The sequence below is a fragment of the uncultured Pelagimonas sp. genome (genome assembly GCF_947498515.1).
Taxonomy (GTDB): Bacteria; Pseudomonadota; Alphaproteobacteria; order Rhodobacterales; family Rhodobacteraceae; genus Pelagimonas.
This window is the reverse complement of record NZ_CANMKO010000006.1, coordinates 99,885-122,903: the sequence shown is the minus strand read 5'-3', so window position 1 is coordinate 122,903 and position 23,019 is coordinate 99,885. Positions and strand designations below refer to the sequence as shown.

Below are 23,019 nucleotides of genomic sequence, written 5' to 3'. Positions count from 1 at the left end.
GAAAAAAAATGCCGCGCGGAATAGCCCGAAACCATGACGAGAAACGTGAGGCCCTGCGCAAAGGGGCCGCGGCCTATTTTGCCCGGCACGGGTTTGATCGTGCGTCGATGAATGGGGCCGCGCGGGAAATCGGTGTCTCTAAGGCGCTGATCTATCACTACCACGACAGCAAAGAAGCGTTGCTGTTTGATATTCTTGACGCGCATCTCACCGAATTGGTGAATGTGGTTGAGGAAAGCGCGCCCAAAGGGTTGCGCGCTTTGATCGCTGCAATTCTGGATTCCTATGAGGATGCGGACGCCGAGCACAAGCTTCAGCTCGAATCATTGTCCGCCCTTCCTGCGGAGATGCAGACCCCGCTTTTGGCGGCGCAGCGCTATTTGATCGAGGCGATGAGCGTCGCAATCGAGGCGGTCAAACCGGGGATGGACCCAGAACGGCTACGGGCCGCCACCATGACGGTGTATGGTATCCTCAATTGGTTTTACATGTGGCATCGGCCGGGAAAAGGCCTTTCTCGTCAAGAGTATGCAGAGTTGGCGGGGGACTTTGTGGAAGGCGGTCTAGCGCGGCTTTGAAGGGTGTTAACCAAACCGTCATGTTTCCGATCCGCTCCAAGTTGTCTCCTCCATAAGTCGAAAACGGCCATTTTTTGCATTTTTCCGACTTGCGCGACCGCAAGGCGACGGATAGGTCCGGCAGCGGGACACCCTTCCCCAACGAAGGGCGAATATCTGTAAGGATAGCATCAATGGCTATGACTAAACCTGCCACGCGGCCGGCTAACCCGCGTTTTTCTTCCGGCCCTTGCGCCAAAATCCCCACATTCTCGCTGGATAAACTTGCTGACGCGCCTTTGGGCCGCTCGCACCGTGCCGCTATTGGCAAATCCAAGCTGAAAGCCGCGATCGAAGAGACGCGCGAGCTGTTGGGTATTCCCGCTGATTACAAAATCGGCATCGTTCCGGCGTCCGACACTGGCGCGATGGAAATGGCGATGTGGTCGATGCTCGGCGCACGCAAGGCCGAGATGGTGGCTTGGGAAAGCTTTGGCTCTGGCTGGGTCACCGATGTTGTCAAACAGCTGAAAATCGACGCCGAGGTCAAAACCGCCGATTACGGTGAGATCGTCGATTTCGCGACCATCGACTTTAACAATGACGTTGTCTTTACTTGGAACGGCACCACCTCGGGTGTGCGGGTTCCAAATGGCGACGCGATCCCGGCGGACCGTGACGGTCTAACCATCTGCGACGCCACATCGGCCGCTTTCGCGATGGACCTGCCTTGGGACAAACTGGATGTGACGACCTTCTCTTGGCAGAAGGTTCTGGGTGGCGAAGCGGCACACGGCGTGCTGATCCTGTCCCCACGCGCTGTAGAGCGTCTCGAAAGCTACACACCGGCTTGGCCGCTGCCAAAAATCTTCCGCCTGACCAAAGGTGGCAAGCTGATCGACGGTATCTTTACCGGTGCGACGATCAACACGCCGTCGATGCTCTGTGTCGAAGACTATCTGGTTGCGCTGGATTGGGCGCGGTCTGTTGGCGGCCTTAAGGGGCTGATCAATCGTGCCGAAGCCAATGCCAAAGCCGTTTGGGATTTCTGTGAAGCGCGTGACTGGATCGCCAACCTTGCGGTTGATCCGGCGACACGGTCGAACACATCGGTTTGCCTGAAGTTCACAGATGACCGCATCAAAGACGGTGCCGCCTTTGCCAAAGCGATCGCCAAGCGGCTTGAGGCCGAAGGTGTTGCGTTGGACGTGGGTGCCTATCGCGATGCGCCTGCCGGTCTGCGGATCTGGTGTGGTGGTACAATCGAGACCGCCGACATCGAGGCGATGTTGCCTTGGCTCGAATACGCCTTTGCTGCCGAAATCGACGCGCAAGCCTAAGACATTCTGGTGAAAACGCGGGGCCCCATGCGCGGCCCCGTTCCCTCCCTATATTCAAGGACCACTATCATGGCCCCCAAAGTTCTCGTCTCCGACAAACTCTCCGAAACCGCCGTTCAGATTTTCCGCGATCGCGGTATCGACGTTGATTTCATGCCCGAACTGGGCAAAGACAAAGAAAAGCTGGCAGAAATCATCGGTCAATACGACGGTCTTGCTATTCGTTCCGCGACCAAAGCCACGGCTGCTCTGCTTGAAAAAGCCGACAACCTGAAAGTCATCGGTCGCGCCGGTATCGGCACCGACAACGTCGACAAAGAAGCCTCGTCCAAAAAGGGCGTGATCGTGATGAACACGCCGTTTGGCAACATGATCACCACAGCCGAGCACGCCATCGCGATGATGTTCGCCGTGGCGCGTCAAATCCCAGAGGCAAGTGAATCCACCCATGCTGGCAAATGGGAAAAGTCTAAGTTCATGGGTGTTGAGCTAACCAACAAAACGCTTGGCGTTATTGGTGCAGGCAACATTGGTGGCATCGTTTGTGATCGTGCGCGCGGCCTCAAGATGAAGGTCATCGCTTATGATCCCTTCCTCTCGGACGAAAAAGCCGAAAAAATGCACGTTGAAAAGGTTGAGCTGGACGAACTGCTGAGCCGCTCTGATTTCATTACCCTGCATGTTCCTTTCATTGCCGGTGTGACCGAAAACATCCTGAGCGCTGAGAACCTTGCCAAAACCAAGAAAGGCGTGCGCATCATCAACTGTGCCCGCGGTGGTCTGGTTGACGAAGAGGCGCTGGCCGAGCTGCTGAAATCCGGTCACGTTGCTGGTGCGGCCTTTGACGTGTTCAAGGAAGAGCCCGCCAAAGAGAACGCCTTGTTCAACCTCCCCAACGTTGTCTGCACGCCGCACCTTGGTGCGGCGACAACCGAAGCCCAGGAAAATGTGGCCCTTCAGGTTGCCGACCAGATGTCGAACTACCTGCTGACCGGTGCCGTTGAAAACGCGCTGAACATGCCGTCTGTGACCGCCGAAGAAGCCAAGGTTATGGGTCCATGGATCAAACTGGCCGAGCATCTCGGCGCATTCGCCGGTCAGATGACCGACGAGCCGATCAAAGCCATCAATATCCTCTATGACGGTGTTGCCGCCGAAATGAACCTTGAGGCGCTGAACTGTAGCGCCATTGCCGGGATCATGAAAAAGGCCAACCCTGATGTGAACATGGTCTCCGCCCCTGTTGTCGCCAAAGAGCGCGGCATTCAGATCAGCACGACCAACCAAGACAAGGCAGGCACCTTTGACGGCTATATCAAGATCACTGTTGTGACCGACGATATGGAGCGTTCCGTGGCCGGGACTGTGTTTAGCGACGGCAAACCGCGCTTTATCCAGATCAAAGGCATCAATATCGACGCCGAAGTTGGCGCGCATATGCTTTACACCACCAACAAAGACGTGCCGGGCATCATCGGTACCTTGGGCCAGACAATGGGCGAACACGGCGTGAATATCGCCAACTTTACCCTTGGCCGCTCCGAAGTGGGCGGTGGTGCGATTGCCCTGCTTTATGTCGATGCGCCGGTTCCGGCGGATGTGATCGCCAAGCTTGGCGACACGGGCATGTTCAAACAGGTCAAACCGCTTCAGTTTGACGTTGCCTAAACTAAGCTTTCAAAGCGCCGCCCTTACCGGGGCGGCGTTTTTCTTTGCATATTCTTTTCCGCTAAATTAACCGCAGCCCATAGCCACATTTTTTAAGGGGCGGCCTATGTCTGATCCTGTTTTTGTTGTCGGTGACATTCACGGGCAAATTGACCAACTCGACATGGCGCTAGAGAGCATTGCACAGGATGCCTGTGCCGGTGCGCCCATTGTTTTTGTTGGCGATTACATTGATCGCGGACCGGATAGCCAGGCGGTTTTGAAAACACTGATGCAGGGGCAGGCCAGTGGCAAGGATTGGACCTGTCTGCTTGGCAATCACGATGACTATATGGTGCGTTTTCTTGGGCCGACTCCTGATCTCCCAAAGGATAACAGCCGCACGCGTTGGTTCCTTCCCAAAATCGGCGGGGTTGAAACGCTGGCGTCCTACGGGGCGCGGGTGAACCCGAGCGATAGCAACGTAGACATTCGCGAAAAAGCGATGCGCGCCATTCCTCAAGAGCATGTTGATTGGCTTGCCAGTTTGCCGCGCCTTTACGAAACCGCTGACCATATTTTTGCTCATGCCGGTATTCGTCCCGGTGTTCCACTTGATCAACAAGACCCCGAGGATCTGATCTGGATTCGGGGTGATTTTCTGGATGATCCGCGCGACCACGGCCGTCTCGTGGTGCATGGTCACACAGCCATCGAAATGCCCGAGCATCGTGGCAACCGTGTCAATGTGGATGGCGGCGCGGGCTTTGGTCGCCCGCTCTACCCGGTGCTTTTACTCGGCAACGAGGCCTTCTTGCTTGGCCCCTTTGGGCGCACCCGCCTTGATCCGCTGCCCCAGAGCGATCCAGGCGTCATACTGACATAAGAACACCTCGCCGGTGAGCTCATCCAAAAAGTGAGACCGCTTTAGACGATCCATCACCGGGCCTTTGACCTCGGTCAGATGCAGCTTGATCGACATTTCCTCCAACCGACGGTTCAGTTCCTCAAGCGTTTCAAGTGCGCTCATATCGACCTCGTTCACCGCCGGGAACATCAACACCACATGCGACACCTCCTTGTCTCCGGCGATGCGGTTAAGAACGTAGTCCTCAAGGAAACGGGCATTGGCGAAATAGAGGCTTTCATCGACCCGAAGGGTTACGATCTGTGGGTAGGTTTCGACCTCATGACGCAGAATATTGCGGAAATGTTGGGTTCCGGGAACAAGGCCGACCTCGGCCACATGCGGGCGCGATGTTTTGTATAGGTGGAGCGCAATCGAAAGGATCACACCGGCGGAGACGCCCGTTTCAACACCAAACCCTAGGGTCAAAATGATCGTTGCGGCGACAGCGGCGAAATCGACCTTGGAATAGCCCCAGGCTTTTTTCAGGATCGAAAAGTCGACCAAGCTTAGCACCGCGACGATGATTGTCGCCGCCAGTGTTGCGTTGGGGAGAAAGTACAAGAGGGGCGTCAACAAAAGCGCGGCAAGCGCGATGCCAATGGCGGTATAGGCCCCGGCAGCTGGCGTTTCCGCCCCAGCGTCAAAGTTGACGACAGAGCGGGCAAAGCCACCGGTGACGGGATACCCACCGCTTATCGAGGCCGCGACGTTTGACGCCCCAAGGCCGATCAATTCTTGATCCGGGTCGATCCGTTGGCGTTTCTTAGCCGCCAAAGTTTGCGCCACGGACACGCTTTCGACAAACCCAATGACCGATATGAGGAGGGCCGACAGGAACAGTTGGCTCCATAGGTCGGGGGAAAAACTTGGTGCGCTAAGGGGGGGGAGGCCCATGGGGACCTCACCAACGATTTTGACGCCATGGGCGTTTAACCCAAACAGCCAAGTGACTAAGATTGTCACGACAACCGCAGCAACCGGACCGGCCTTGGTCAAGACATCGGCCATGCGCGGTGTGAGCCCTTTGGATAGCAGCAAAGGTTTGAGCCCTTTGCGTACCCAGAACAGGAAGCTAACGGCTGCGACACCGATCAACACCGTAAACACGTTTGTTTGTCCCAAATGGGCCCACAGATCAGCCAAGACCTGTGGCAAGGTGTGGCCATGCACCTCGACCCCAAAGATGTGTTTTAGCTGGGATGCGGCGATCAACAAGCCAGACGCCGTTATGAATCCGGCGATGACGGGATGGCTTAGGAAGTTTGCGAGGAAACCCAATCGCAACACGCCCATGGCAAGTAGGATCCCACCCGAGATAAACGCCAATGTGATAGCCGCCATGGCGATCTGAGCGGGGTCGGATAGACCGAGATTGCCAATCGCGGCGACAGTCATGAGCGATACAACAGCCACCGGCCCCACGGACAACGCCCGGCTTGTGCCGAAAATCGCATAGGCGATCAAAGGCAGGATCGACGCATATAGCCCCATTTCAGCCGGTAATCCCGCCAGCAAGGCATAGGCCAGCGATTGCGGGATCAGCATGATGGTTACAATGACCGCGGCGACCATGTCGGAGGTCGCGGTATCGCGGTCATAGGTTTTGGCCCATGTCAGAATGGGGAAATAGCGGGCAAATCTTTGCATGAAGCAATCCTTTGTGGCCGGGCGGCCTTGCGGGTTGCTCTATATATATTCTAAATAATGAATTTGTGAAGGGGGGATATTTGGTAGTTGTAAAACGCCCGACCCAGAAGGCCGGGCGATTTGCTTAAGCCGCTGAAAAACCAGCATCCAAAGCGGCTAGGATCACGCCAATCTCGTCCTCGGAAATGGTCAGGGGCGGCGACATCAAGATGTTATGCGCGCCAAGCCGAACCATGGCCCCCGCCTCGTAAGCGGTTTGGTGAATGCGCGCCATTGTGGCCAAATCCATCGGCTCTTTATTGTCTTGATCGGACACCAGCTCGATGCCGGTCATAAGGCCGTGCCCCCCGCGCACATCGCCAATGATGCCGTGCTTTTTGGCCAGTTCTGTTACACCTTCAAAAAGCTGGGTTCCCCTCGCGGCGGCGTTTGTCTTGGTATCCAAACGAATGGTTTCATCTAGGCAGGCTGTGACCGCTGCGGCACCCACGGGATGGGCGGAATAGGTGTAGCCGTGATAGATGGCACCATCGGCCCCGGAGGTTTCAAACACCTCGGCAACCTTGCCAGAAATCAACGCAGCCCCCACCGGGAAGTAACCGGATGTGATGCCTTTGGCGGTGCTCATCATATCGGGTTTAACCCCCCAGTGGCGCGCGCCAGACCAAGCACCGGTACGACCAAAGCCTGTGATAACCTCATCCGAGATCAGCAAAATGCCATGACGATCACAAATGTCGCGCATCAAAGGCATAAAGCTTTCATGAGGAACAATGACGCCGCCCGCGCCAAGGATAGGTTCCATGATCAAGGCTGCAATGCTCCCGGCCCCTTGGAATGCGATTTCGTCCTCGAACACTTGTGCGATGAGTTGAGCAAGACGCGCCGGATCGGTTTCGTTGAACGGATTGCGATAGGGGTAGGGGGCTGGAAGGTGAAAACAGCCCGGCAGCAAAGGTTCATAGTTGATCCGGAACCGGTTGTTGCCGTTAACAGAAGCGCCGCCAAAGTGGGTGCCGTGATAGCCTTTTTTCAGGCTGAAAAACTTGGTCCGGTTTGGTTCTCCGCGTAGCCGATGATACTGCCGTGCAAGGCGCAAACAGGTTTCCACAGAATCAGAACCACCAGAGGTAAAGAACACCCGTTCGATTCCGTCTTCAGCAAAGAACTCTTGTACTTTGAAGGCGGCTTCAATGGCTGGTGGGTTAGATGTGCCTGCAAAAGCCGAGTAATATGGTAGGTCCTGAAGCTGACTGCTGATGGCATCTTTGATCACATCATTGGAGTAGCCCAAATTCACGCACCATAGGCCGCCGACCGCATCGACAACCTCGTGGCCGTCAATATCTGTTATCTTTGATCCAGAGGAATTTGTTATAATTTTAGGAGGGTTAGCCTGTGCTTCAGCTGGGTGACCCATGGGGTGCCAAAGCTGGCGGGCGTTGTTTTCCTTCAGAAAGTTCTGATCCTTCATTTCGCGGCTCCCTGCGAGAATTTGATCAAATTTGGCACTCCCTGGCGCGTCTGTCCAGAGTGTCGATTAACTTTAAACTGTTTGCCAGTTTTGTGATGGATGGATACGATTGAAGTATTAATACGCATAACACGCTGCACAAGGTGCCAAATCTTTCGTTGCCGGATCTAGTTTTATGGCGACCTTGTTGCCCTTTGCACAGGATTGGTCCGAATTACGGAATGACGACGGAACATCGGCAGGAAATCGACAGGTTGATTCAGGTCGAGTATGGCGAAGCGCCTGAGCTGGCCTTGCGGCTCTTCGGTGTACCCTTTGGTACATTAATATTGTTTCTTTATACCGGATGGACCTTCGCTTGGTTTTGGCCGCTTAGCTTCTTTTTGGCCCATGGACTGTATTACGGTTTTCTCAAAACACGGGGTGAAGACTGTAGCCTTGGCGACGTGCAAGTCGCATCCGGTTTGTTCTTGGTGGTGATGTCGTCCTTTCTGTGGATGCCGGCTTTCATGGCCGCTCAAAGTGACATCAATCTGGTCTTTGCCGGATCGACATTGTTGGCAACAGCATTGGTTTTTCTGGTCCGGCGCGGCGACACGATCCGCTTTTTGGTTTGGGGCGAAGTCGCAGTCATTTGCGCCATGTATGTCGCCGTGTATTGGTACCGGCCACCCGCGGAAAACATGTTGGCGAAATGGAGCGGGTTTGCGACGAATTTAATCCTGGTTGGCTATCTTGCACAGGCTTTGGTCATGTCCCGAAAGGCGAAACTTGCGGAGTTGGAAGCCGTTGAACGCGCCGTACAAGAGCAAAAAATGGCTGCAATTGGTGAGTTGGCGGGCGGCGTTGCGCATGATTTCAACAACACCCTCACGGCGATTTTGGGCAATCTTGAACTTTGTCGGGAACTCCCGGATCAGGTAGAACGAGATGCGGCATTGGATGCTGCATTTGATGCCGCCAAACGTGCAGAAGCCGTTGTGAAACAGTTGCTTATTTATTCTCGCAAGGCTCCATCCTTTCGAACGGATTTGGACCTGATCCAAACCGTCCCAAGAATGATGGAGCTTGCTCAGCGTTTGATCCCTGACAACATAGTTGTGAAAATGGAGATGAGTGAAACGCCTCTTGGTGTGCGGGTCGATGAGACACAGTTGATGACGGCGCTTATCAATCTTGTTGTGAATGCTGTTGAGGCGATGCCAGACGGAGGGGTCGTAACTGTTCGGACTGATCAGAGAAGGGCTGGATCTGACCTTGCCATGGTCGACGGTGCGGGTGTGGCGGTCGGGTCGTACGGCGTGGTGGATGTTTGTGATACCGGCGAGGGGATTGCCGGTCGAGAGATAAGCAAGGTCGTACAGCCCTTCTATTCGGCCAAGACGCGCGGCAAAGGGACCGGGCTTGGGCTGCCTATGGTTCTGGGGTTTACACGCATTCATGCGGGCGGCCTGCGAGTGCTTAGCCCTGCGACCAGTGACGGCCGTGGTACCCGGGTCGAAATCTGGCTTCCCAGTCTTGGAGTCGATATCCAAACCCCGGATGCAAAAATGCCGCCCCAAGGGGCGGCATTTGAAACGGCTTGAAGGTAAAAAGGCTTAGAAGCCAAGACCTTCGTATTTCTTTTTGAACTTGGAAACGCGGCCGCCTTGGTCGAGCAGGCGCGAGTTGCCGCCGGTCCAAGCTGGGTGCACGGTTGGGTCGATGTCCAGCGACAGCTGATCGCCTTCTTTGCCCCAGGTGGTGCGTGTTTCGAAAGTCGAACCATCGGTCATTTTGACGGTGATGATGTGATACTCGGGATGCAAATCTTTTTTCATCTCGTCGATCCTTACGCTTTGGCCTTGAGGGGCTTGTAAGTGGTGTCTTCTGCGATACGGGCGGATTTACCGCGACGCGAACGCAGGTAGTAGAGCTTGGCGCGACGGACGCGGCCACGGCGAACAACTTCGATCGATTCGATGTTGGTCGAGTAGAGGGGGAACACACGTTCCACGCCTTCACCGAACGAGATTTTACGAACGGTGAAAGAACCGGCTATCCCCTTGCCATTCTTACGAGAAATGCAAACACCCTCGTAGTTCTGGACACGGGTGCGGGTGCCTTCTGTTACTTTGAAGCCTACGCGAATGGTGTCGCCGGCTTTAAAATCGGGGATGTCTTTCCCCAGCGCAGCAACTTGCTCCGCTTCGAGCTGTGCGATCAGATCCATCTGATCTCTCCTTCATGTACGTCGCGGTTTGCCCGCGGATAATGTCCGGCCAGAGCTTTGATCCCAAAAGGAAAAAAGATACACCAGCTGTTCTTTGTTTGTCTGGGGCCCCAGATGAGGACCCCGGATGTCCTACGGACCCGAGTCGCCCCGATGCCGTTAAGATGCGCCCGTATAGGCCGCAGACCCCTTTAAAGCAAGGGCGAAATGCCCGTTTGACGACCAAAGCGTTCGCATCGTTAACTCCGTTGCGCGCGCCGGTTTTCCCCGACCAATCCGTCCGATTCCAGCGGGATTTGAGGGAGATTGCCCCAGCGTGTTTTTGGCCATCTGCGACATCCAATTGACCAATCCGCCCGATTCCACCCGAGTTTGGTACAGTTTGCCCCAAAGGCGAGATCGCACCGCGCGCGCCCCGAAAAATCCGGCTCACAAAACCGTGAGGTCAGCCTTCAACCGGCGGCGGGGTGGCGGCGCGCCACTGCGATGGGGTTTGCCCGGTCACGCGCGAGAACTCTCGGTTGAAATTGGATTTGGTCGCAAAGCCAGAGGCAAGCGACACATGCAAAATGGTGTCGTCCGTTTCGCGGAGCAAACGGCAGGCTTCCTTGACGCGATGCTCGTTTACAAATTGCGATACGCTCATGCCTTTGATGCGGTTCACCGCCTGTGACACCTGCCGGTCCGAAACCCCCAAGCGCCGCGACAACCGCCGCACACTTAGATCATCGGTCAGGTGCAGCCTGTCGCGGTTAAACAGCAAGGCGAGACGGTTTAGGATGTCTTCGTCGGCGTCGGTGGCATTTGGGGGCGATTGATCCACCGGAACAGGCGCGCGTTCGGCGGCAGGTTTGTCGGCATCGGCGGCTTGGCCAAACACAGCCGAAACACCAATGACCAAAACCAAAGCCGTTTGCGCAAAGGTCAAAACCAAAGCCGCATTGCGCCCGTCGTTGGAGACGAAATCATAGACGACATAAAGGTCCGTTAACCCAGATGCGACCAAAGCCGCCCCGGTCAGACCCATCGCGGCGAGGATGTCGCGCCCACCGCCAATGGGGGACAAGGTGAGCTGATCCTCTCCGCGCCAAAACAGCCAAAAGAGGATGCCACCAAACCCAAGATAGGTCGCAATGATCACGGCATCGGCCAAATCCGGCACAGCGGCAAAAACGATCCAATTGAGCGCTATGATGGCCAAAGGCCAGAGCCGCCGTGCGCCGTTTTGGCCGAAGAGTGTTTTGTAAGCGATATAGGCCATCGCAGGCAGGATTGGGGCAAGGATCGCCATGAGACCCGCCGCCGGTTCAACCCCATAGCCCCAGCGCAGCGAGACCAGCAAAGATTGCACCGCATATAGGGCCATGAGTCCGGCGAAAAGCTGATGCGGGCGGGCTGACATATCGCGGTTCATCACAAAATGCGCGCAAACAAATGCCAGAACCAAAGTGGCAAACAAAGGAAGAGGAACAAATACCATAAAGCCGTGACCAATGCCGTTTTTCGTGTCGGATCAATATCCTGAAACGCGTCTAAGGACGACCTTTATCGCGTTTTAGGACGCCAGTTTTAGAGGAGTGGGCCACATCAAGGGCAGAACTTGCGCATCCAAAAAAGGAGAGCTGTTATGCCGAGTGTCAGAACATTTGCAAAAGGGATCGCCTTGTTGGCCATGGTTGGGGTGGCCGGTTGGGGCGGGTACGAAATTCTGCGCCCCGCCTATGGTGGAAGCGCGGGTTTTACGCAGGGGTCTGCCTATGCTCCGATCCGTGACGACAACCTTGGGTTTCACATCTGGTACCCCGCCATACCGGGCGGAAAGGCGATTACCGTTGGGGGCAACGGTGTGTTTTACGGACGTGAAGCCGGACGACGGGCCCCGCCGCAAAAGGGCCAGTTCCCGCTTGTGCTTGTCTCCCATGGGGCCGGGGGCAATGCGGGTCAGTTTGGTTGGATTGCTTCACGGCTTGCTGAGCTTGGATTTGTGGTTGTGTTGCCCAACCACCCCGGCACAACAACCGGCAATGCCTCGGCCAAGGCGGCGGTGCGTGTTTGGGAAAGACCAGCGGATATTTCGGCTGTGTTGGATGAGATAACCGGGAAACCGGATGCCTATCCCTATATCGACGTGACACGCATCGCGATGCTTGGGTTTTCGGCCGGGGGCTATACGGCCATGGCAATTGCCGGAGCGCGTGTCGATCCCGCGCGGCTAGCACGGTTTTGTGATAGCACCGATCATGGCATGTCTGATTGTGCCTTCCTTGCGCATTTTGGCGTGGATTTACATGAGATGGACCTATCCCCGGCCTCGCAGGATTTGCGAGATCGCCGGGTGTCGCGGGCCGTGATTGTAGACCCCGGAATTGTAAGCACGCTAACCCAAGACAGCCTGTCGGCAATTGATATTCCTGTGCATGTGATCAACCTAGGTGACGAGGACAAAGTGCCCGCCGGGGTCTATGCGCGCCCCGCCGCAGAGCGGATTCCACAGGCGACGTATCAGATTGTTCCCGATGCGAGCCATTTTAGTTTCCTTGCAGAGTGCAAGCCAGCGGGGGCCCAGATTCTGGAGCGCGAGGGCGAGCTTGACCCATTGTGCGAAGATGCAGGGGGGCAATCGCGCAGCGCGATCCACGACAGGCTTGTGACATTTATTTCGGGGTATTTGAGCAGAGAGGGGGGACCAAGGCCCTAAACATAGGGCCGGTTGGTTTTGATTTGGCGTCGGCGCGACGGGTTCATTCAAATTGGTGGAATATAAACGGCAGAATGGGGCCATGGAGGGAGGATTGACGCCAAAGCATCCGATTTATTTAACGGCACCGAAACCTTCTTTGATCAGTTTTAAGCGGACTGAGCAGGATCTGTACGGGATCTGCCCGAAGTAAACCCGTGATTAAACCTGTCGGAGGCACTATGAAACAAGACCTTTCAGGCGCAGAGCCGGTCGAACGCCCAAGCGGCGCCTTGCATGTGCGTCGCCGCGTGTTTCTAGCCCTTGCGGTTCTATTGGTTCCTTTGTTTGCGGCAAGCGGGGCGTCGGTCTTTTTGCATCATGAGGCGGCGGATAGTGCGCGATATACAATGCAGCTTGGCAACCTTGTTGAACGCGTCGCCCAAATCGAAGGTGATGTCGCGAGAATGGAAGCAGGTCGGGGGGGTGATCCTGCGATCCTAAAGGCAACGTTTGTTGAGGCATTGGGGCTTTATAGCGCCTTGCGTGCGGCGGACCCAGATGGCGATGAAATCCTTGAGGAAAGTGACTCGCCTCGGCGCGAATCTTTGTCGGCTCTGACGGACGAGTTGGGTGTGAACCCCATCGAACTGAGCACAAACCTTGGGCTGTATGGCCATGAAATGCCGGCTGAGCTTGTCCAGCTATGGGAAGAAGAAGAGTGGTCTTCGCTAGATGGTGAGGTTCTCTCTCTCGAAGCGTCTATTGCAGAGCTCTTGTTGGCGGCATCTCCGATTTTTGTTGATATCAAGCGTGATGTTGCAAGCATGGAGCAGTTTTGGATTGCGGCAGAGGCCTTGCCAGAAGCGCATTTATCCAGCGTGCGCAAAGTTCTGCAGGAAACGGTTACCCATACTGGCCAGGTGCCAGAGATGTTGACGCTCGCGGTTCTTGGGATTGTCCTTGTGGCAGCGTTGCTTGCATGGTTCGGAATTGTAAAACCGCTCATCCGGCAAACTGTGCGTGTTCAACGCGACCTTGCAAAAGAGGCCGAAGCCGCGCGCGCCGCCGACATGGCCAAAACACAGTTTTTGGCGACCATCAGTCATGAATTGCGGACGCCGATGAATGGGATCATCGGTGCCGCGCAGCTATTGGCCCATAGCGATCTGGATGAAGACGATCAGGAAATGGTCGATATATTGGTGTCCTGCGCCGACGGGCAGATGACCTTGATCGATGAGATTTTGACATTTGGCGAAGTGGAGGCAGGGGCTCTTCGTATGATCAAAGAACCTGTGAACGTTGCGCAACTGGTGAAGGACGCAACAAGCTTCGCAACAGTTATGGCGCAGAACAAAGGGCTGGATCTCGACGTCTCCGTTCCGCAGGATCTTCCTGATATTTTTGGCGACCACAAAAGACTACGTCAGGTGTTGGTGAACCTCGTCGGAAACGCCGTAAAATTCACCGAAAGCGGTGGCGTGAGCGTGCAAGCGGTTCTCGACCGGTCCGAAGACACGCAAGATGTCACCTTGCGGGTCTTTGTCTCTGACACCGGACCCGGCATTGCCGAAGAGCACCGTTCCCAAATTTTTGAACGATTCACCCAAGGTGACAGCTCGTCCAGTCGCAAAGCCGGTGGCACCGGTCTTGGACTTGCTATTGCGATGGGGATCGTGCGCGAAGCAAATGGCGACATCACGCTTGATAGCGAACTTGGCACGGGGTCCACGTTTGCTCTGATCTTGCCAACACAAATTGCGGAAAACACCGAAACGCAAAACCATGACAAAAGGAATGCGGCATGACAGACTCGCAACATATCGAAGTGCAACCACGCATCCTTGTCGCGGATGATGAGCCGATCAATATCAAAGTTCTGCAGAAGCTTTTGAAGCATTGCGGGCTAAGCTGTGAAGTTGCCCATGATGGTTTTGAATGTATCGAAAAGGCGGAAACCGGCCACTACGACGTTATTTTGATGGACATAAACATGCCCAAAATGGACGGAGTTACGGCTACAAAGGAGATCGCGCGGATGCTGGCACCGGGCGGCCCAAAGATCATTGCGGTGACAGCCAACGTTTCCAATGCCCAGCGAGAAGAATGTGATGTGGCGGGCTTCTCCGGCTTTATCGGAAAGCCAGTGCGGTTAGACACATTGAAAGAAGTGTTGGCGGACAACCTGTCTTAACCAAGGACGCATGGGAAAGCGTGCTGTTGTGGTCACGTCACCATGACCTAGCCCGGATCGGCAAACCCTATAGGTCTCGTTTGTAACCTAAATGAGATGCCATGAATCCGAGTCTCTCATAGAACCGGTGAGCGTCTTGACGAGATTTGTCGGTAGTGAGTTGCACGAGCGAACAGCCGCGGCTCCGACAGGTGTGAATGGCCCAGTCAAATAACTGTTGGCCAAGTCCTAAACCGCGCGCTTTGGAGTGAATGCGAACGCTTTCAATCTGACCGCGCCATGCCCCGCGTCGTGACAGTCCGGGAATGAAGCTAAGTTGCAAGACGCCCACAATGTCGCCATCACATTCGGCCACAGCCAGAAACTGATTTGGGTCACTGTCGATGGCGTCAAAAGCGACGGTGTAAGCCGGATCGGCCGGTGGTCCGGCCGCTTCCCGCGTCGCGCCAAGCGGATCATCCGCCAGCATGTCCACAATGGCCTGAATATCGGCGCGACGGGCACGACGGATGATGGGATCGGGCATGTCGGTTACGGGCGATGCCGGGTCGAACACTCGACCATCAATACACCGTTCATCGTAAAGGCATTCATATGCATCCGGATGACAAAATCCGTTGTCGCGTCGCCCTTGTGAATATCCAGAAGCGAGACGCATTCGTCATAATCGCCATCGGTTTCAATCAACAACTGGCTGGGGCCAAACGCGTCGCTTTCGAGGGTAATGTCGATTGTCCAGGGATCTTCGGGCTCGGGTGCATGGGCCGCGAAGGATTGAATCTCTGCCCCGTTGAACCGATATTCCACCATATGTTCAAAGGCGAGTGTGGAGGTTGGCAACAAAGCGGCCAAGGCAAGCAGGCGGAACATGGCAGGTCCTTTTCAAAGTCGCAGACAAATTAACGAAAATTCTATGCGACGACTTTGGCACGATTTGAGCGAACCGCCTAGTCCGAGGTTTTTTCCAGATGTTTGGCCCAAAGATCGGGACGGCGCTGGCGCGTGATGTCTTTGCTCATGGCACGGCGCCATTCAGCGATTTTTCCATGATGCCCGGACATCAAAACATCCGGAATGGCGCGGTCATTCCATGTCGCGGGGCGGGTAAATTGCGGGTGTTCAAGAAGCCCATCCGAATGACTTTCATCAACGGTGCTATCTGCATTGCCCAAGACGCCGGGCAAAAGGCGAACCGTGGCATCAAGCATGGCTTGCGCGGCAATTTCCCCACCCGTGAGGACAAAATCGCCAAGTGACACTTCGGCAATATTGTAATGGTCGATCACCCGTTGATCGAGCCCTTCGAAACGACCACAGATCATAGTGATGCCCGGCAAAGTTGCCCAATCCCGCGCCATTTGTTGATCAAACCGTTTGCCCCGTGGAGACAGATAAACCAGCGGGCCGGGCGCGCGTTTCAAGGCGTGATCAATGGCGCGACCCATAACATCGGGGCGCAACACCATGCCCGCGCCGCCACCGGCGGGCGTGTCATCGACGTTGCGGTGCTTGCCCTCGCCAAAGAGGCGTAGATCTGTGGTGGTGAGCTGCCATTTACCATCTTTGATCGCCTTACCAGTTAAGCTTTCGCCCAACACACCGGGAAAGGCTTCGGGGAACAAGGTGATGATATGCGCCTGCCACGCACGCGCCAAATCGGGCGCATGGCTCATCAATTCGCGCGGTTGCAGCGTGGGGCGCATGGTCTTGCGACCATGGGATTTATTGGGCTGCTTTGCGGTGGTCTTGGGCGTTTCGTCTGACATATCGGATCCTGCTTTGCGCCCGTCCTAGCGGTTGGGGCAAAGCGGGGCAAGCAATGCGATCAGATCGCTTCAAACGCGCTTTCGAAATAGTCCTGTTGACGGGGCGGTTCACTGAGCTGGCCGGTGCGAAGCTCCCAATGGTCGCGTGGCCGCGGTGGGCGGCCGATAAATTCGACAAAGATGCAATGTGGGTTGGGCCAAATCGTACCAGTTTCTTCGACCAAGTGGTTGAGTTCAATGTCGAAAAACGGCTGAAGCGTTGCGACGGAGTCCGGTGGCAAAAGAGCGATTTCATGCTCTTTGTAGAGGCCAGCATTCCAATCGTTGATCAGTTTTTGCACCGCGCGCAAGTAGGCAGGATCAGCCTGCGCGCCGGAGCTGCGTAGGAATTGTTCCTTGGTCAAGCGCCCGAAGTAGGCCGCCAGAGTTGCCCGATCACAAGCGGGTTGTTGCAGGCACCATAGCGCCGCCTTGCGTTGATCCGGGTCGCGGAGGTCATGGTGCACAACCACATGATGCCAAAGGTCAACATCTTCGGCTTGCAGGGAAATGAGGGTATCGCGCAAGGGGCGCGGGCCGGCGTTGCTATCCCACAAAGTTTGGGTGGCCAGAAAGGCATTGTAGTCACGGTCAAAAGCCGCGCGACGTAAGGCGATCAAGTCGATTTCGTCACGCAAATCCAGCATGGTATCAGGGCGTGCAAAAAGCTGAGCGAGGCGACCTGCCTCACCCGGGCTAGCGCGCAGCATTGTATTGATAAGATACAGCTCAGCGCGTTGGGTTTCCGTGAGAGAGGCGAGGTTTTGCGTTTTCCACCCCTGCATGAAGCCCATAAGCGTGCGGGCAATCGCCGTGTCGCGATCGAGCGGAACACTGGGGGGCTGAAAGTCATTTGCAGAGGCCAGGATACGCATCAAATCGCGTGACATCTTGGTCTGGCCGGGGAGTTTTGAGCGTTCAGATTTAGGCAAGGGGCCACGAAGCAACGTCGTTGCCCGCGTTGCACCGGACGACACGCGAGACACGCGGATTGGCTGCGGCCGCAAAGAGGCGACAAGCGCATAAGCACTTCCCAAGCCGCCGACCGCAACAGCGATGCCGGACATAGGAAGCGCCGCAATCAGCGCAGGGCCGAGGGCCAATACTGTTAAAACAATGCGATGCACTTAGTCCCGTCCACTTACTAACGTCAATCTGTCGATTAAGGCTAAAATTAGACAAACATTGTGGCGCTATGTTGGTGGAAACGGCCGATTTTTGGTTCCATTGTCGCCGCTTGTGAGACGGTGGTGGCCTATTTGAGAAATTGCGTTCGGATTGGCGTCAATTTCATGCCAAAAGATGCAACGAAGTCAATTTTGAGAGAATCTTTTGGATTTACGCTTCGGCTGTGTTGCGATCCAACTTGCCGGTGGCACCATGTGCAGTGAGCGTGCGAGTTTGCAGGTTTATGCGGCCTTAGCGGCCTAGCACCGGCTAACAGATCAGCCGCTATTCAAACAGCCCGTCGGGCGGGTCAGCGACGATGCGCCCGGACGCGAGATCAACGGTGGGAACAGCGGCCAGAGTGAAAGGCAGCAAAACGGTTTTGCTTTGCCCCGGCACTTTGAGCTCCAAAAGATCAGACGCTCCGTGGTTTAGAACCGAATGAACGGTGCCAAGCGGATTGCCACCGGTATCCACCACCTCAAGCCCCATAAGATCGGTATGATAATATTCGTCATCCGGTAGGTTGGGTAGGACATCGCGCGGCACAAAAAGCTGGGTGCCTTTCAAGGCGTCGGCCTCTTCCTTGGTGCCAATACCGGTTATGCGGGCGGCAAAGCCATTTTTGAGACTGCGGGTGATTTGCAGGGTGTCAAAGGTCCGGCTGCCGTCTTTGGTCGTGAGTGGGGTATAGTCGGCAATGGCCTGAGGATCGGCGGTAAAGCTTTTGATCCGAACCTCTCCATGAACCCCAAACGCTCCGGAGATGGTTCCGACACAGATAGTCTCTGACATGGCGCTCTCCTGTTGCGGCTGAACAGGGGAGTGATGGCAAAAGCGAGCGGGAATGTCACGCATGTTGTTGCCAGCACACTGCGATTCCCGACAACGATCCGTGTTGCGCGGCGTTTTCATGTTGCATGGGGTTGGAATGCTCAATCGCTCCAATCCGCAACATATCAGACAATGCAGTTTCAGATGGGGCATCTCGGCGCAATTGTGCGCCTAGCGCTATTGTGGTGGCGACGGCCTACGCTTTTGGGACAGCTTTTGGCGCGGCCCTTGATGCGGCTCTTGATCGGGTCAAAGCCCCCGGCAAAGCCCCGAAGACCACGTGCCCCCAGATTGATCACACAGGTTTTTCTGGTTGTCGCGTTCGAACAGGATGCCAGCCAAAAATGCAAACATCACAAAGATAACAAGCCGGATCAGGCGGAACATGACACACCCCTTTCAGGCCAAGTGGTCAGACACAAAAAGGGCCCGGCAGTGTGACCGCCGGACCCAAATCGAAAACCGCGAAGATTACTCTTCGGATGCGGCTGCTGCTGCTTCGGCGGCGTCTGCTGCTTTGGCGGCTTTTTCTTCGGCGCGCTCAACGGCTTTTTTGCCTGGAGCACCTTTTTTGGCGTTGTTACGCTCTTTTTTGTCAACGACGCCAGCGGCCTCGAGGAAGCGCGATACGCGGTCGGTGACCTGTGCGCCTTCGCCGAGCCAGTACTGAACACGCTCCATGTCCATTTTCACGCGCTCTTCGCTGTCTTTAGGCAGCAGTGGGTTGTATGTGCCGAGCTTTTCGATGAAGCGGCCGTCACGTGGCATACGGCTGTCTGCCGCTACGATGCGGTAGAAGGGGCGCTTTTTGGAACCGCCGCGGGCGAGACGAATTTTGATAGCCATGGTTATTCTCCTTAGATGGCGTTTGGGCTGCTGAGGCGCAGCCCGAATTCACGATTGATGTTGTTTGTGGTGTTGGATGACTTCCTGAATGATGAAGTTCAGGAATTTCTTGGCGAATTCAGGGTCCAGATTGGCCTGATCCGCAAGGGCTTCGAGCCGCGCGATCTGTTTGGCTTCGCGCGCGGGGTCTGAGGGCGGGAGGTCGTGCTGTGCCTTGAGCACACCAACGGCCTGAGTGTGTTTGAACCGCTCGCCCAATGTATAGACGAGGATGGCATCGAGCCTGTCGATGCTGTCGCGGTGCCCCATAAGCACCTTGGCGGCACGGGCAGTGGCGTCGTTTTGATTGGTCACATCAGTCAAGAGCCCAGCCTTTCGGTTTGAAGAGCGGATCGGCGTAATGCGCGATTTCCATATCGATGCCATGGCCCAGTTGGCTTTGCAGTTGGGCCAGAGTCGGGTGACGATAGACCGCGTCGTGGCCATCAACGGTTGGCGCAGCGTGGTCTTTGGTGCAGCCAAGACGTTCGGCAAGCCGGATCGCTTCGAGGTTTTTCGGGTCGATATAGGACACGGCAGTTTCCCAGCCGAGATCGTGGTAGAAATAGCGGCGCACGCGGTCAGCGGCCTCAAGCGCATAGCCATGACCGGATTGATTGGGCCAGATGATCCAAGCGATTTCGCGTTCGGGCCATTGCGCCGGGAACCAGCCACCGGCCATGCCAACGGTTTCGTCGGTTTCCTTAAGGTGGATCATCCACATGCCATAGCCACGGATTTCCCAGTGGCCGATTTCGGCGGCGTAGAGCATCCAAGTTTCATAGGCGTTCAAAGGACCACCCATAAAACGCGAGCGATAGGAGGCAAAGGTGGCTTTGAAGTCTGGATAATCCTCGGGATCGGGGCCGCGCAGCACAAGGCGGTTGGTTTCGAGGACGGGAATATCGCGGTGTCCCATCAGGCAGCTCCTTTGGCTGAGTGGCGATAAACGAGGGTGTGGCCGTCGTCACTAATGGTGGCTTCGGCCTCGGTGTCGCGCGTGGCGTTGAGACGTTCCATCAGCTTGATGCAGCGGTCATTGTCTTGATCGACAAAGGACGCGACGCTGTCCCATTTCAGCGCCTCAAAGGCATAGTCGCGCACGGCAATCATCGCCTCTTCGGCTATGCCCTGACCTTCGGCATCGTCGCTTAGGAAAATGCCGAGTTCTGGTTCCGGATCGTCGTATTCATAGCCCAAGAGGATGAATCCAGCCGACGGCGTGGTTTGTGCGTCGATGGTCCAAAGGCCATGGCCATGCAGCATCCAGAGCGCCGAATAGCTGGTGAATTCAGCCCAGGCCTCTTTGCGCGAAAACGGGCCACCCATCAGGATGGAGCGATCACTTTCCATGATCTTGGCATAGGCTTTGAAGTCGTAGATGCGCGGGGCGCGAATTTGTAGCCGCCGGGTGTCGAGCGACGGGATTTTGCCGCCAAGACGCGCCGCCTGCCGGGCCGCGGGGCCGGGGCGGTGCTTTTCGCAGGGGGCAAGGATGGGCTTGTCGCTCATGACGCCTCCACCGGTTGGCGATACACGAGGCAGGGGTCTTCGGGCTTTGGGACGGTGGCATTTGGGTCATGGCGCGCACCAAGCCGTTCGGCCAGCGTGATAGAGCGTGCATTTTGCGGCGCGATGTAGTGCACGATGTCAGTCCAGCCAAGCCGGGTTCGCGCGTCGGTGATGGCGGCTTTTGCAGCTTCGGCGGCGTAGCCACGACCTTCGGAGCCGTCAAACATCAGCCACCCGATCTCGGATTCCGGCCAGCCCTGTGGGTGGTGGGGGCCAACAAGGCCGATGATGTCATCGCTGGTTTTTGTGGTGACTGCCCAAAGCCCATAGCCGCGGACCTCCCAATGGCCCAAAAGCGCACAGAAGTTTGAAAAGGCGCGAAATTCCGGGACGTTGCCGCCGACATATTGCGCCCGTTCGGTTTGGTAAAAGGCGGTTGTTGCCGCCGCGTCCGACCCGTTGGGGCGACGCAGGATCAGACGGTCGGTGTGCAAGGCGCGGGTCATGACAGCACCTCGTCCGGGCTTGGATGGCGCCAGAGTTCATCGACGCCCATATTGACGTTGTCATAGGTGCGTTCGTATTGCGCCCCGAGCCGTTTGGCGAGCGCTTTGGAGCGGGCATTGTCGGGGACAATGTTCGAGGTCAGAGTGGTGAAACGCAGGTCTTCATAGGCGTAGCGGCGGACGCGTAGGGCGGCCTCATAGGCGATGCCTTTGCCTTCGAAACCGGCGAAAACAACCCAGCCGATTTCCGGCTCGGGCCAGCCTTCTGGGTTCCAAATGCCGCAGATACCAGCAGGTTTTCCGGTCTCTTTGTCTTCGATGACGAAATAGCCGTAGCCATGCCAATGCCAATGGCCAACATTTAGGGTAAACCAGCGCCAGGCGTCGCCGCGATTGGGCGAGGCTCCGAAACCTTCGGCGCGCTCTTGGTCGAGCAGGAAGGTGATCACCGCCTCGGCGTCGGATTTCTCGGGACCGCGCAGGAAGAGGTTTTCAGTTTCCAGAATGGGGGCTTGGGTCAGGCTCATGCTGTCCCCCGTGAGGCAGGCGAAAATCCATGCATGGATTTTGCAAATTCCGTGCACGGAATTTGGGTGCGTGGGGCGAGGGAGGCGATCATGCGTAGGCCTCCGGATTGCCATCGATGTCGGGGCTATGGCGGTAGACCAAAGCATCGTCTTCATCGACTTGGGCGGCTGGGTCCAGTACGGCACCCAGACGTTCAGCAAGAGCGATGGAGCGGGTGTTGTCTTTTTCAATATAAGACACAAGAGTTTGCATGTCCTGTTCCCAGGCCCAATGCAGCGCGGCGGTAGCGGCCTCAAGAGCGTAGCCCTGACCCTCAAACCCATCAAAGAGAATCCAGCCGATTTCGCGCTCGTCGAAATGCGGCGGTTGGGTGATGGCGACCTGACCGATCAATTGGCCATCACGGGTCTCGATGGCCCAACCACCAATGCCAATCAGCTCCCAGCTGCCGACTTCAGAAGTGAAGATGTACCAAAGATGCGAAGTGTTCTGCGGCTTTGTCAGATGATCGGCGCGCGTCCCTTCGAAAAAGGTCGCAAAAGCGTCCATGTCGCTCATGACATGGGGGCGCAAACGCAGGCGCGGCGTGTCGAGGATCGGAGCGGGCATTAGGCAGCTTTCCTCGTTAGCGTATAGGTTTTGGCCTCGGGCCAACGGGCGGGCCCAGGCACGTTAATCGCCTGCGCGCCGATCCGTTGCGCCATCCGATGCGAGGCGTCATTGGCTGGATCGATACAGATTTTGACATCGCTCCAACCGCAATCGTCAAACAGGTGGCGAATGACCTCTTGGACCGCTTCGGTGGCGAAGCCTTGCCCCATCGCAGTGGCATCCCAGAGTGTCCAGGTCATTTCCGGTGTGCCGCCAAAGGTATCCAGCGGGCCGCAATGGCCGATGGCACGCCCGTCTAGCTCGATGACGTAACGGCCCCAGCCACGCAATTCCCAATGGCCGATCATAGCCGCAAGTTTGTCGAACGCTTGCGCGGTTTCGAATGGGCCGCCGACCGTTTTCGCACGCGCGCTTGTCGCGAAAGCGGTGTAAACCGGCAGATCGCGGGCCACTGGCAGGCGAAGCTGCAAGCGCGGAGTTTGAAGGGTGCGAGCGGGGTTCATTTTGGT

At 56.2% G+C, this 23,019-nt stretch carries 27 protein-coding genes; 8 read left to right on the top strand and 19 right to left on the bottom strand.

Going from position 1 to position 23,019, the window contains the following annotated elements; translation table 11 throughout:
• Positions 1–8: 8 nt before the first annotated feature.
• The 4 genes from Q1A43_RS12785 (at position 9) to Q1A43_RS12770 (ending at position 4,430) form a co-directional block, all read left to right on the top strand.
• The gene (locus Q1A43_RS12785; RefSeq protein WP_299926582.1) at positions 9–578 is read left to right on the top strand and encodes a TetR/AcrR family transcriptional regulator; all 570 of its coding nucleotides are present in this window, start codon (positions 9–11) and stop codon (positions 576–578) included.
• Between the two features lie 173 nt (positions 579–751).
• Positions 752–1,897 carry a phosphoserine transaminase gene (locus tag Q1A43_RS12780; RefSeq protein WP_299935719.1) on the top strand — a complete coding sequence of 382 codons (1,146 nt, stop codon included), beginning with the start codon at positions 752–754 and terminating at the stop codon, positions 1,895–1,897.
• 69 nt (positions 1,898–1,966) lie between these two features.
• Positions 1,967–3,565 carry a phosphoglycerate dehydrogenase gene (gene serA / locus Q1A43_RS12775; protein ID WP_299926578.1) on the top strand — a complete coding sequence of 533 codons (1,599 nt, stop codon included), beginning with the start codon at positions 1,967–1,969 and terminating at the stop codon, positions 3,563–3,565.
• Positions 3,566–3,671: 106 nt separating this feature from the next.
• Entirely contained in the window at positions 3,672–4,430 is a 759-nt protein-coding gene (locus tag Q1A43_RS12770; RefSeq protein ID WP_299935716.1) for a metallophosphoesterase family protein, read from the top strand.
• Here Q1A43_RS12770 and sulP read toward each other — a convergent pair.
• Together sulP and Q1A43_RS12760 are read right to left on the bottom strand one after the other, a co-directional pair.
• Positions 4,338–6,101 carry a SulP family inorganic anion transporter gene (gene sulP, locus Q1A43_RS12765; protein WP_299935713.1) on the bottom strand — a complete coding sequence of 588 codons (1,764 nt, stop codon included), beginning with the start codon at positions 6,099–6,101 and terminating at the stop codon, positions 4,338–4,340. The genes Q1A43_RS12770 and sulP overlap by 93 nt on opposite strands.
• A gap of 124 nt (positions 6,102–6,225) precedes the next feature.
• Positions 6,226–7,575, bottom strand: coding sequence for an aminotransferase class III-fold pyridoxal phosphate-dependent enzyme (locus Q1A43_RS12760; protein WP_299935710.1), 1,350 nt, complete (start codon positions 7,573–7,575; stop codon positions 6,226–6,228).
• 221 nt (positions 7,576–7,796) lie between these two features.
• Here Q1A43_RS12760 and Q1A43_RS12755 point away from each other — a divergent pair, with 221 nt between their 5' ends.
• Positions 7,797–9,161, top strand: a complete 1,365-nt coding sequence (locus Q1A43_RS12755) for an ATP-binding protein (protein WP_299935707.1) — start codon at positions 7,797–7,799, stop codon at positions 9,159–9,161.
• 12 nt (positions 9,162–9,173) lie between these two features.
• On the opposite strand, the gene rpmE is transcribed toward Q1A43_RS12755, so the two are convergent.
• From rpmE to Q1A43_RS12740, 3 genes are all read right to left on the bottom strand, one after another.
• Positions 9,174–9,395 carry a 50S ribosomal protein L31 gene (gene rpmE / locus Q1A43_RS12750; protein ID WP_299926560.1) on the bottom strand — a complete coding sequence of 74 codons (222 nt, stop codon included), beginning with the start codon at positions 9,393–9,395 and terminating at the stop codon, positions 9,174–9,176.
• An 11-nt stretch (positions 9,396–9,406) separates the two neighbouring features.
• Positions 9,407–9,787, bottom strand: coding sequence for a 50S ribosomal protein L19 (gene rplS / locus Q1A43_RS12745; protein WP_299926557.1), 381 nt, complete (start codon positions 9,785–9,787; stop codon positions 9,407–9,409).
• A 445-nt stretch (positions 9,788–10,232) separates the two neighbouring features.
• Positions 10,233–11,267: an AraC family transcriptional regulator gene (locus tag Q1A43_RS12740; RefSeq protein WP_299935705.1), complete on the bottom strand. Its 1,035-nt coding sequence runs from the start codon at positions 11,265–11,267 to the stop codon at positions 10,233–10,235.
• 147 nt (positions 11,268–11,414) lie between these two features.
• Between Q1A43_RS12740 and Q1A43_RS12735 the strand changes: the two genes are divergently transcribed.
• The 3 genes from Q1A43_RS12735 (at position 11,415) to Q1A43_RS12725 (ending at position 14,661) form a co-directional block, all read left to right on the top strand.
• Complete coding sequence (locus tag Q1A43_RS12735) at positions 11,415–12,485, top strand: alpha/beta fold hydrolase (protein WP_299935703.1); 1,071 nt, start codon at positions 11,415–11,417, stop codon at positions 12,483–12,485.
• A 221-nt stretch (positions 12,486–12,706) separates the two neighbouring features.
• A complete protein-coding gene (locus Q1A43_RS12730) occupies positions 12,707–14,275 on the top strand; it encodes an ATP-binding protein (protein ID WP_299935700.1) in 1,569 nt (522 codons plus the stop codon).
• On the top strand, positions 14,272–14,661 hold the full coding sequence (locus Q1A43_RS12725) for a response regulator (RefSeq protein ID WP_299926546.1): 390 nt from the start codon (positions 14,272–14,274) through the stop codon (positions 14,659–14,661). The genes Q1A43_RS12730 and Q1A43_RS12725 overlap by 4 nt, the downstream gene beginning before the upstream one ends.
• Before the next feature lie 67 nt (positions 14,662–14,728).
• On the opposite strand, the gene Q1A43_RS12720 is transcribed toward Q1A43_RS12725, so the two are convergent.
• From Q1A43_RS12720 to Q1A43_RS12655, 14 genes are all read right to left on the bottom strand, one after another.
• Entirely contained in the window at positions 14,729–15,187 is a 459-nt protein-coding gene (locus tag Q1A43_RS12720; protein WP_299935697.1) for a GNAT family N-acetyltransferase, read from the bottom strand.
• Positions 15,188–15,192: 5 nt separating this feature from the next.
• Positions 15,193–15,531, bottom strand: a complete 339-nt coding sequence (locus Q1A43_RS12715; protein WP_299926538.1) for a hypothetical protein — start codon at positions 15,529–15,531, stop codon at positions 15,193–15,195.
• Positions 15,532–15,608: 77 nt separating this feature from the next.
• Positions 15,609–16,427, bottom strand: coding sequence for a tRNA (guanosine(37)-N1)-methyltransferase TrmD (gene trmD, locus Q1A43_RS12710; protein WP_299926535.1), 819 nt, complete (start codon positions 16,425–16,427; stop codon positions 15,609–15,611).
• A 59-nt stretch (positions 16,428–16,486) separates the two neighbouring features.
• Positions 16,487–17,593 (bottom strand): hypothetical protein, encoded by a 1,107-nt coding sequence (locus Q1A43_RS12705; protein WP_299935695.1) that lies wholly within the window; start codon positions 17,591–17,593, stop codon positions 16,487–16,489.
• A gap of 325 nt (positions 17,594–17,918) precedes the next feature.
• Positions 17,919–18,428: a ribosome maturation factor RimM gene (rimM, locus tag Q1A43_RS12700; protein ID WP_299926529.1), complete on the bottom strand. Its 510-nt coding sequence runs from the start codon at positions 18,426–18,428 to the stop codon at positions 17,919–17,921.
• A 288-nt stretch (positions 18,429–18,716) separates the two neighbouring features.
• Positions 18,717–18,854 carry a hypothetical protein gene (locus Q1A43_RS12695; RefSeq protein ID WP_299926526.1) on the bottom strand — a complete coding sequence of 46 codons (138 nt, stop codon included), beginning with the start codon at positions 18,852–18,854 and terminating at the stop codon, positions 18,717–18,719.
• Between the two features lie 84 nt (positions 18,855–18,938).
• Complete coding sequence (gene rpsP / locus Q1A43_RS12690) at positions 18,939–19,313, bottom strand: 30S ribosomal protein S16 (RefSeq protein ID WP_299926524.1); 375 nt, start codon at positions 19,311–19,313, stop codon at positions 18,939–18,941.
• 48 nt (positions 19,314–19,361) lie between these two features.
• Positions 19,362–19,667 (bottom strand): chorismate mutase, encoded by a 306-nt coding sequence (locus tag Q1A43_RS12685; protein WP_299926738.1) that lies wholly within the window; start codon positions 19,665–19,667, stop codon positions 19,362–19,364.
• A 1-nt stretch (position 19,668) separates the two neighbouring features.
• Positions 19,669–20,271 carry a GNAT family N-acetyltransferase gene (locus tag Q1A43_RS12680; protein ID WP_299926521.1) on the bottom strand — a complete coding sequence of 201 codons (603 nt, stop codon included), beginning with the start codon at positions 20,269–20,271 and terminating at the stop codon, positions 19,669–19,671.
• On the bottom strand, positions 20,271–20,864 hold the full coding sequence (locus Q1A43_RS12675; RefSeq protein ID WP_299935692.1) for a GNAT family N-acetyltransferase: 594 nt from the start codon (positions 20,862–20,864) through the stop codon (positions 20,271–20,273). Before Q1A43_RS12675 ends, Q1A43_RS12680 begins: the two co-directional genes overlap by 1 nt.
• A complete protein-coding gene (locus tag Q1A43_RS12670; RefSeq protein WP_299935690.1) occupies positions 20,861–21,370 on the bottom strand; it encodes a GNAT family N-acetyltransferase in 510 nt (169 codons plus the stop codon). The genes Q1A43_RS12675 and Q1A43_RS12670 overlap by 4 nt, the downstream gene beginning before the upstream one ends.
• The gene (locus Q1A43_RS12665) at positions 21,367–21,897 is read right to left on the bottom strand and encodes a GNAT family N-acetyltransferase (protein WP_299935688.1); all 531 of its coding nucleotides are present in this window, start codon (positions 21,895–21,897) and stop codon (positions 21,367–21,369) included. Before Q1A43_RS12665 ends, Q1A43_RS12670 begins: the two co-directional genes overlap by 4 nt.
• 88 nt (positions 21,898–21,985) lie before the next feature.
• Positions 21,986–22,507, bottom strand: coding sequence for a GNAT family N-acetyltransferase (locus Q1A43_RS12660; protein WP_299935686.1), 522 nt, complete (start codon positions 22,505–22,507; stop codon positions 21,986–21,988).
• Positions 22,507–23,013 carry a GNAT family N-acetyltransferase gene (locus Q1A43_RS12655; protein WP_299935684.1) on the bottom strand — a complete coding sequence of 169 codons (507 nt, stop codon included), beginning with the start codon at positions 23,011–23,013 and terminating at the stop codon, positions 22,507–22,509. The genes Q1A43_RS12660 and Q1A43_RS12655 overlap by 1 nt, the downstream gene beginning before the upstream one ends.
• Between the last annotated feature and the right edge of the window lie 6 nt (positions 23,014–23,019).

Coding starts and splice junctions, on each gene's coding strand:
- Q1A43_RS12785 (WP_299926582.1), top strand. CDS start 9: ATGCCGCGCGGAATAGCCCGAAACCATGACGAGAAACGTGAGGCCCTG.
- Q1A43_RS12780 (WP_299935719.1), top strand. CDS start 752: ATGGCTATGACTAAACCTGCCACGCGGCCGGCTAACCCGCGTTTTTCT.
- serA (WP_299926578.1), top strand. CDS start 1,967: ATGGCCCCCAAAGTTCTCGTCTCCGACAAACTCTCCGAAACCGCCGTT.
- Q1A43_RS12770 (WP_299935716.1), top strand. CDS start 3,672: ATGTCTGATCCTGTTTTTGTTGTCGGTGACATTCACGGGCAAATTGAC.
- sulP (WP_299935713.1), bottom strand. CDS start 6,101: ATGCAAAGATTTGCCCGCTATTTCCCCATTCTGACATGGGCCAAAACC.
- Q1A43_RS12760 (WP_299935710.1), bottom strand. CDS start 7,575: ATGAAGGATCAGAACTTTCTGAAGGAAAACAACGCCCGCCAGCTTTGG.
- Q1A43_RS12755 (WP_299935707.1), top strand. CDS start 7,797: ATGACGACGGAACATCGGCAGGAAATCGACAGGTTGATTCAGGTCGAG.
- rpmE (WP_299926560.1), bottom strand. CDS start 9,395: ATGAAAAAAGATTTGCATCCCGAGTATCACATCATCACCGTCAAAATG.
- rplS (WP_299926557.1), bottom strand. CDS start 9,787: ATGGATCTGATCGCACAGCTCGAAGCGGAGCAAGTTGCTGCGCTGGGG.
- Q1A43_RS12740 (WP_299935705.1), bottom strand. CDS start 11,267: ATGGTATTTGTTCCTCTTCCTTTGTTTGCCACTTTGGTTCTGGCATTT.
- Q1A43_RS12735 (WP_299935703.1), top strand. CDS start 11,415: ATGCCGAGTGTCAGAACATTTGCAAAAGGGATCGCCTTGTTGGCCATG.
- Q1A43_RS12730 (WP_299935700.1), top strand. CDS start 12,707: ATGAAACAAGACCTTTCAGGCGCAGAGCCGGTCGAACGCCCAAGCGGC.
- Q1A43_RS12725 (WP_299926546.1), top strand. CDS start 14,272: ATGACAGACTCGCAACATATCGAAGTGCAACCACGCATCCTTGTCGCG.
- Q1A43_RS12720 (WP_299935697.1), bottom strand. CDS start 15,187: ATGCCCGATCCCATCATCCGTCGTGCCCGTCGCGCCGATATTCAGGCC.
- Q1A43_RS12715 (WP_299926538.1), bottom strand. CDS start 15,531: ATGTTCCGCCTGCTTGCCTTGGCCGCTTTGTTGCCAACCTCCACACTC.
- trmD (WP_299926535.1), bottom strand. CDS start 16,427: ATGTCAGACGAAACGCCCAAGACCACCGCAAAGCAGCCCAATAAATCC.
- rimM (WP_299926529.1), bottom strand. CDS start 18,428: ATGTCAGAGACTATCTGTGTCGGAACCATCTCCGGAGCGTTTGGGGTT.
- Q1A43_RS12695 (WP_299926526.1), bottom strand. CDS start 18,854: ATGTTCCGCCTGATCCGGCTTGTTATCTTTGTGATGTTTGCATTTTTG.
- rpsP (WP_299926524.1), bottom strand. CDS start 19,313: ATGGCTATCAAAATTCGTCTCGCCCGCGGCGGTTCCAAAAAGCGCCCC.
- Q1A43_RS12680 (WP_299926521.1), bottom strand. CDS start 20,271: ATGGGACACCGCGATATTCCCGTCCTCGAAACCAACCGCCTTGTGCTG.
- Q1A43_RS12675 (WP_299935692.1), bottom strand. CDS start 20,864: ATGAGCGACAAGCCCATCCTTGCCCCCTGCGAAAAGCACCGCCCCGGC.
- Q1A43_RS12670 (WP_299935690.1), bottom strand. CDS start 21,370: ATGACCCGCGCCTTGCACACCGACCGTCTGATCCTGCGTCGCCCCAAC.
- Q1A43_RS12665 (WP_299935688.1), bottom strand. CDS start 21,897: ATGAGCCTGACCCAAGCCCCCATTCTGGAAACTGAAAACCTCTTCCTG.
- Q1A43_RS12660 (WP_299935686.1), bottom strand. CDS start 22,507: ATGCCCGCTCCGATCCTCGACACGCCGCGCCTGCGTTTGCGCCCCCAT.
- Q1A43_RS12655 (WP_299935684.1), bottom strand. CDS start 23,013: ATGAACCCCGCTCGCACCCTTCAAACTCCGCGCTTGCAGCTTCGCCTG.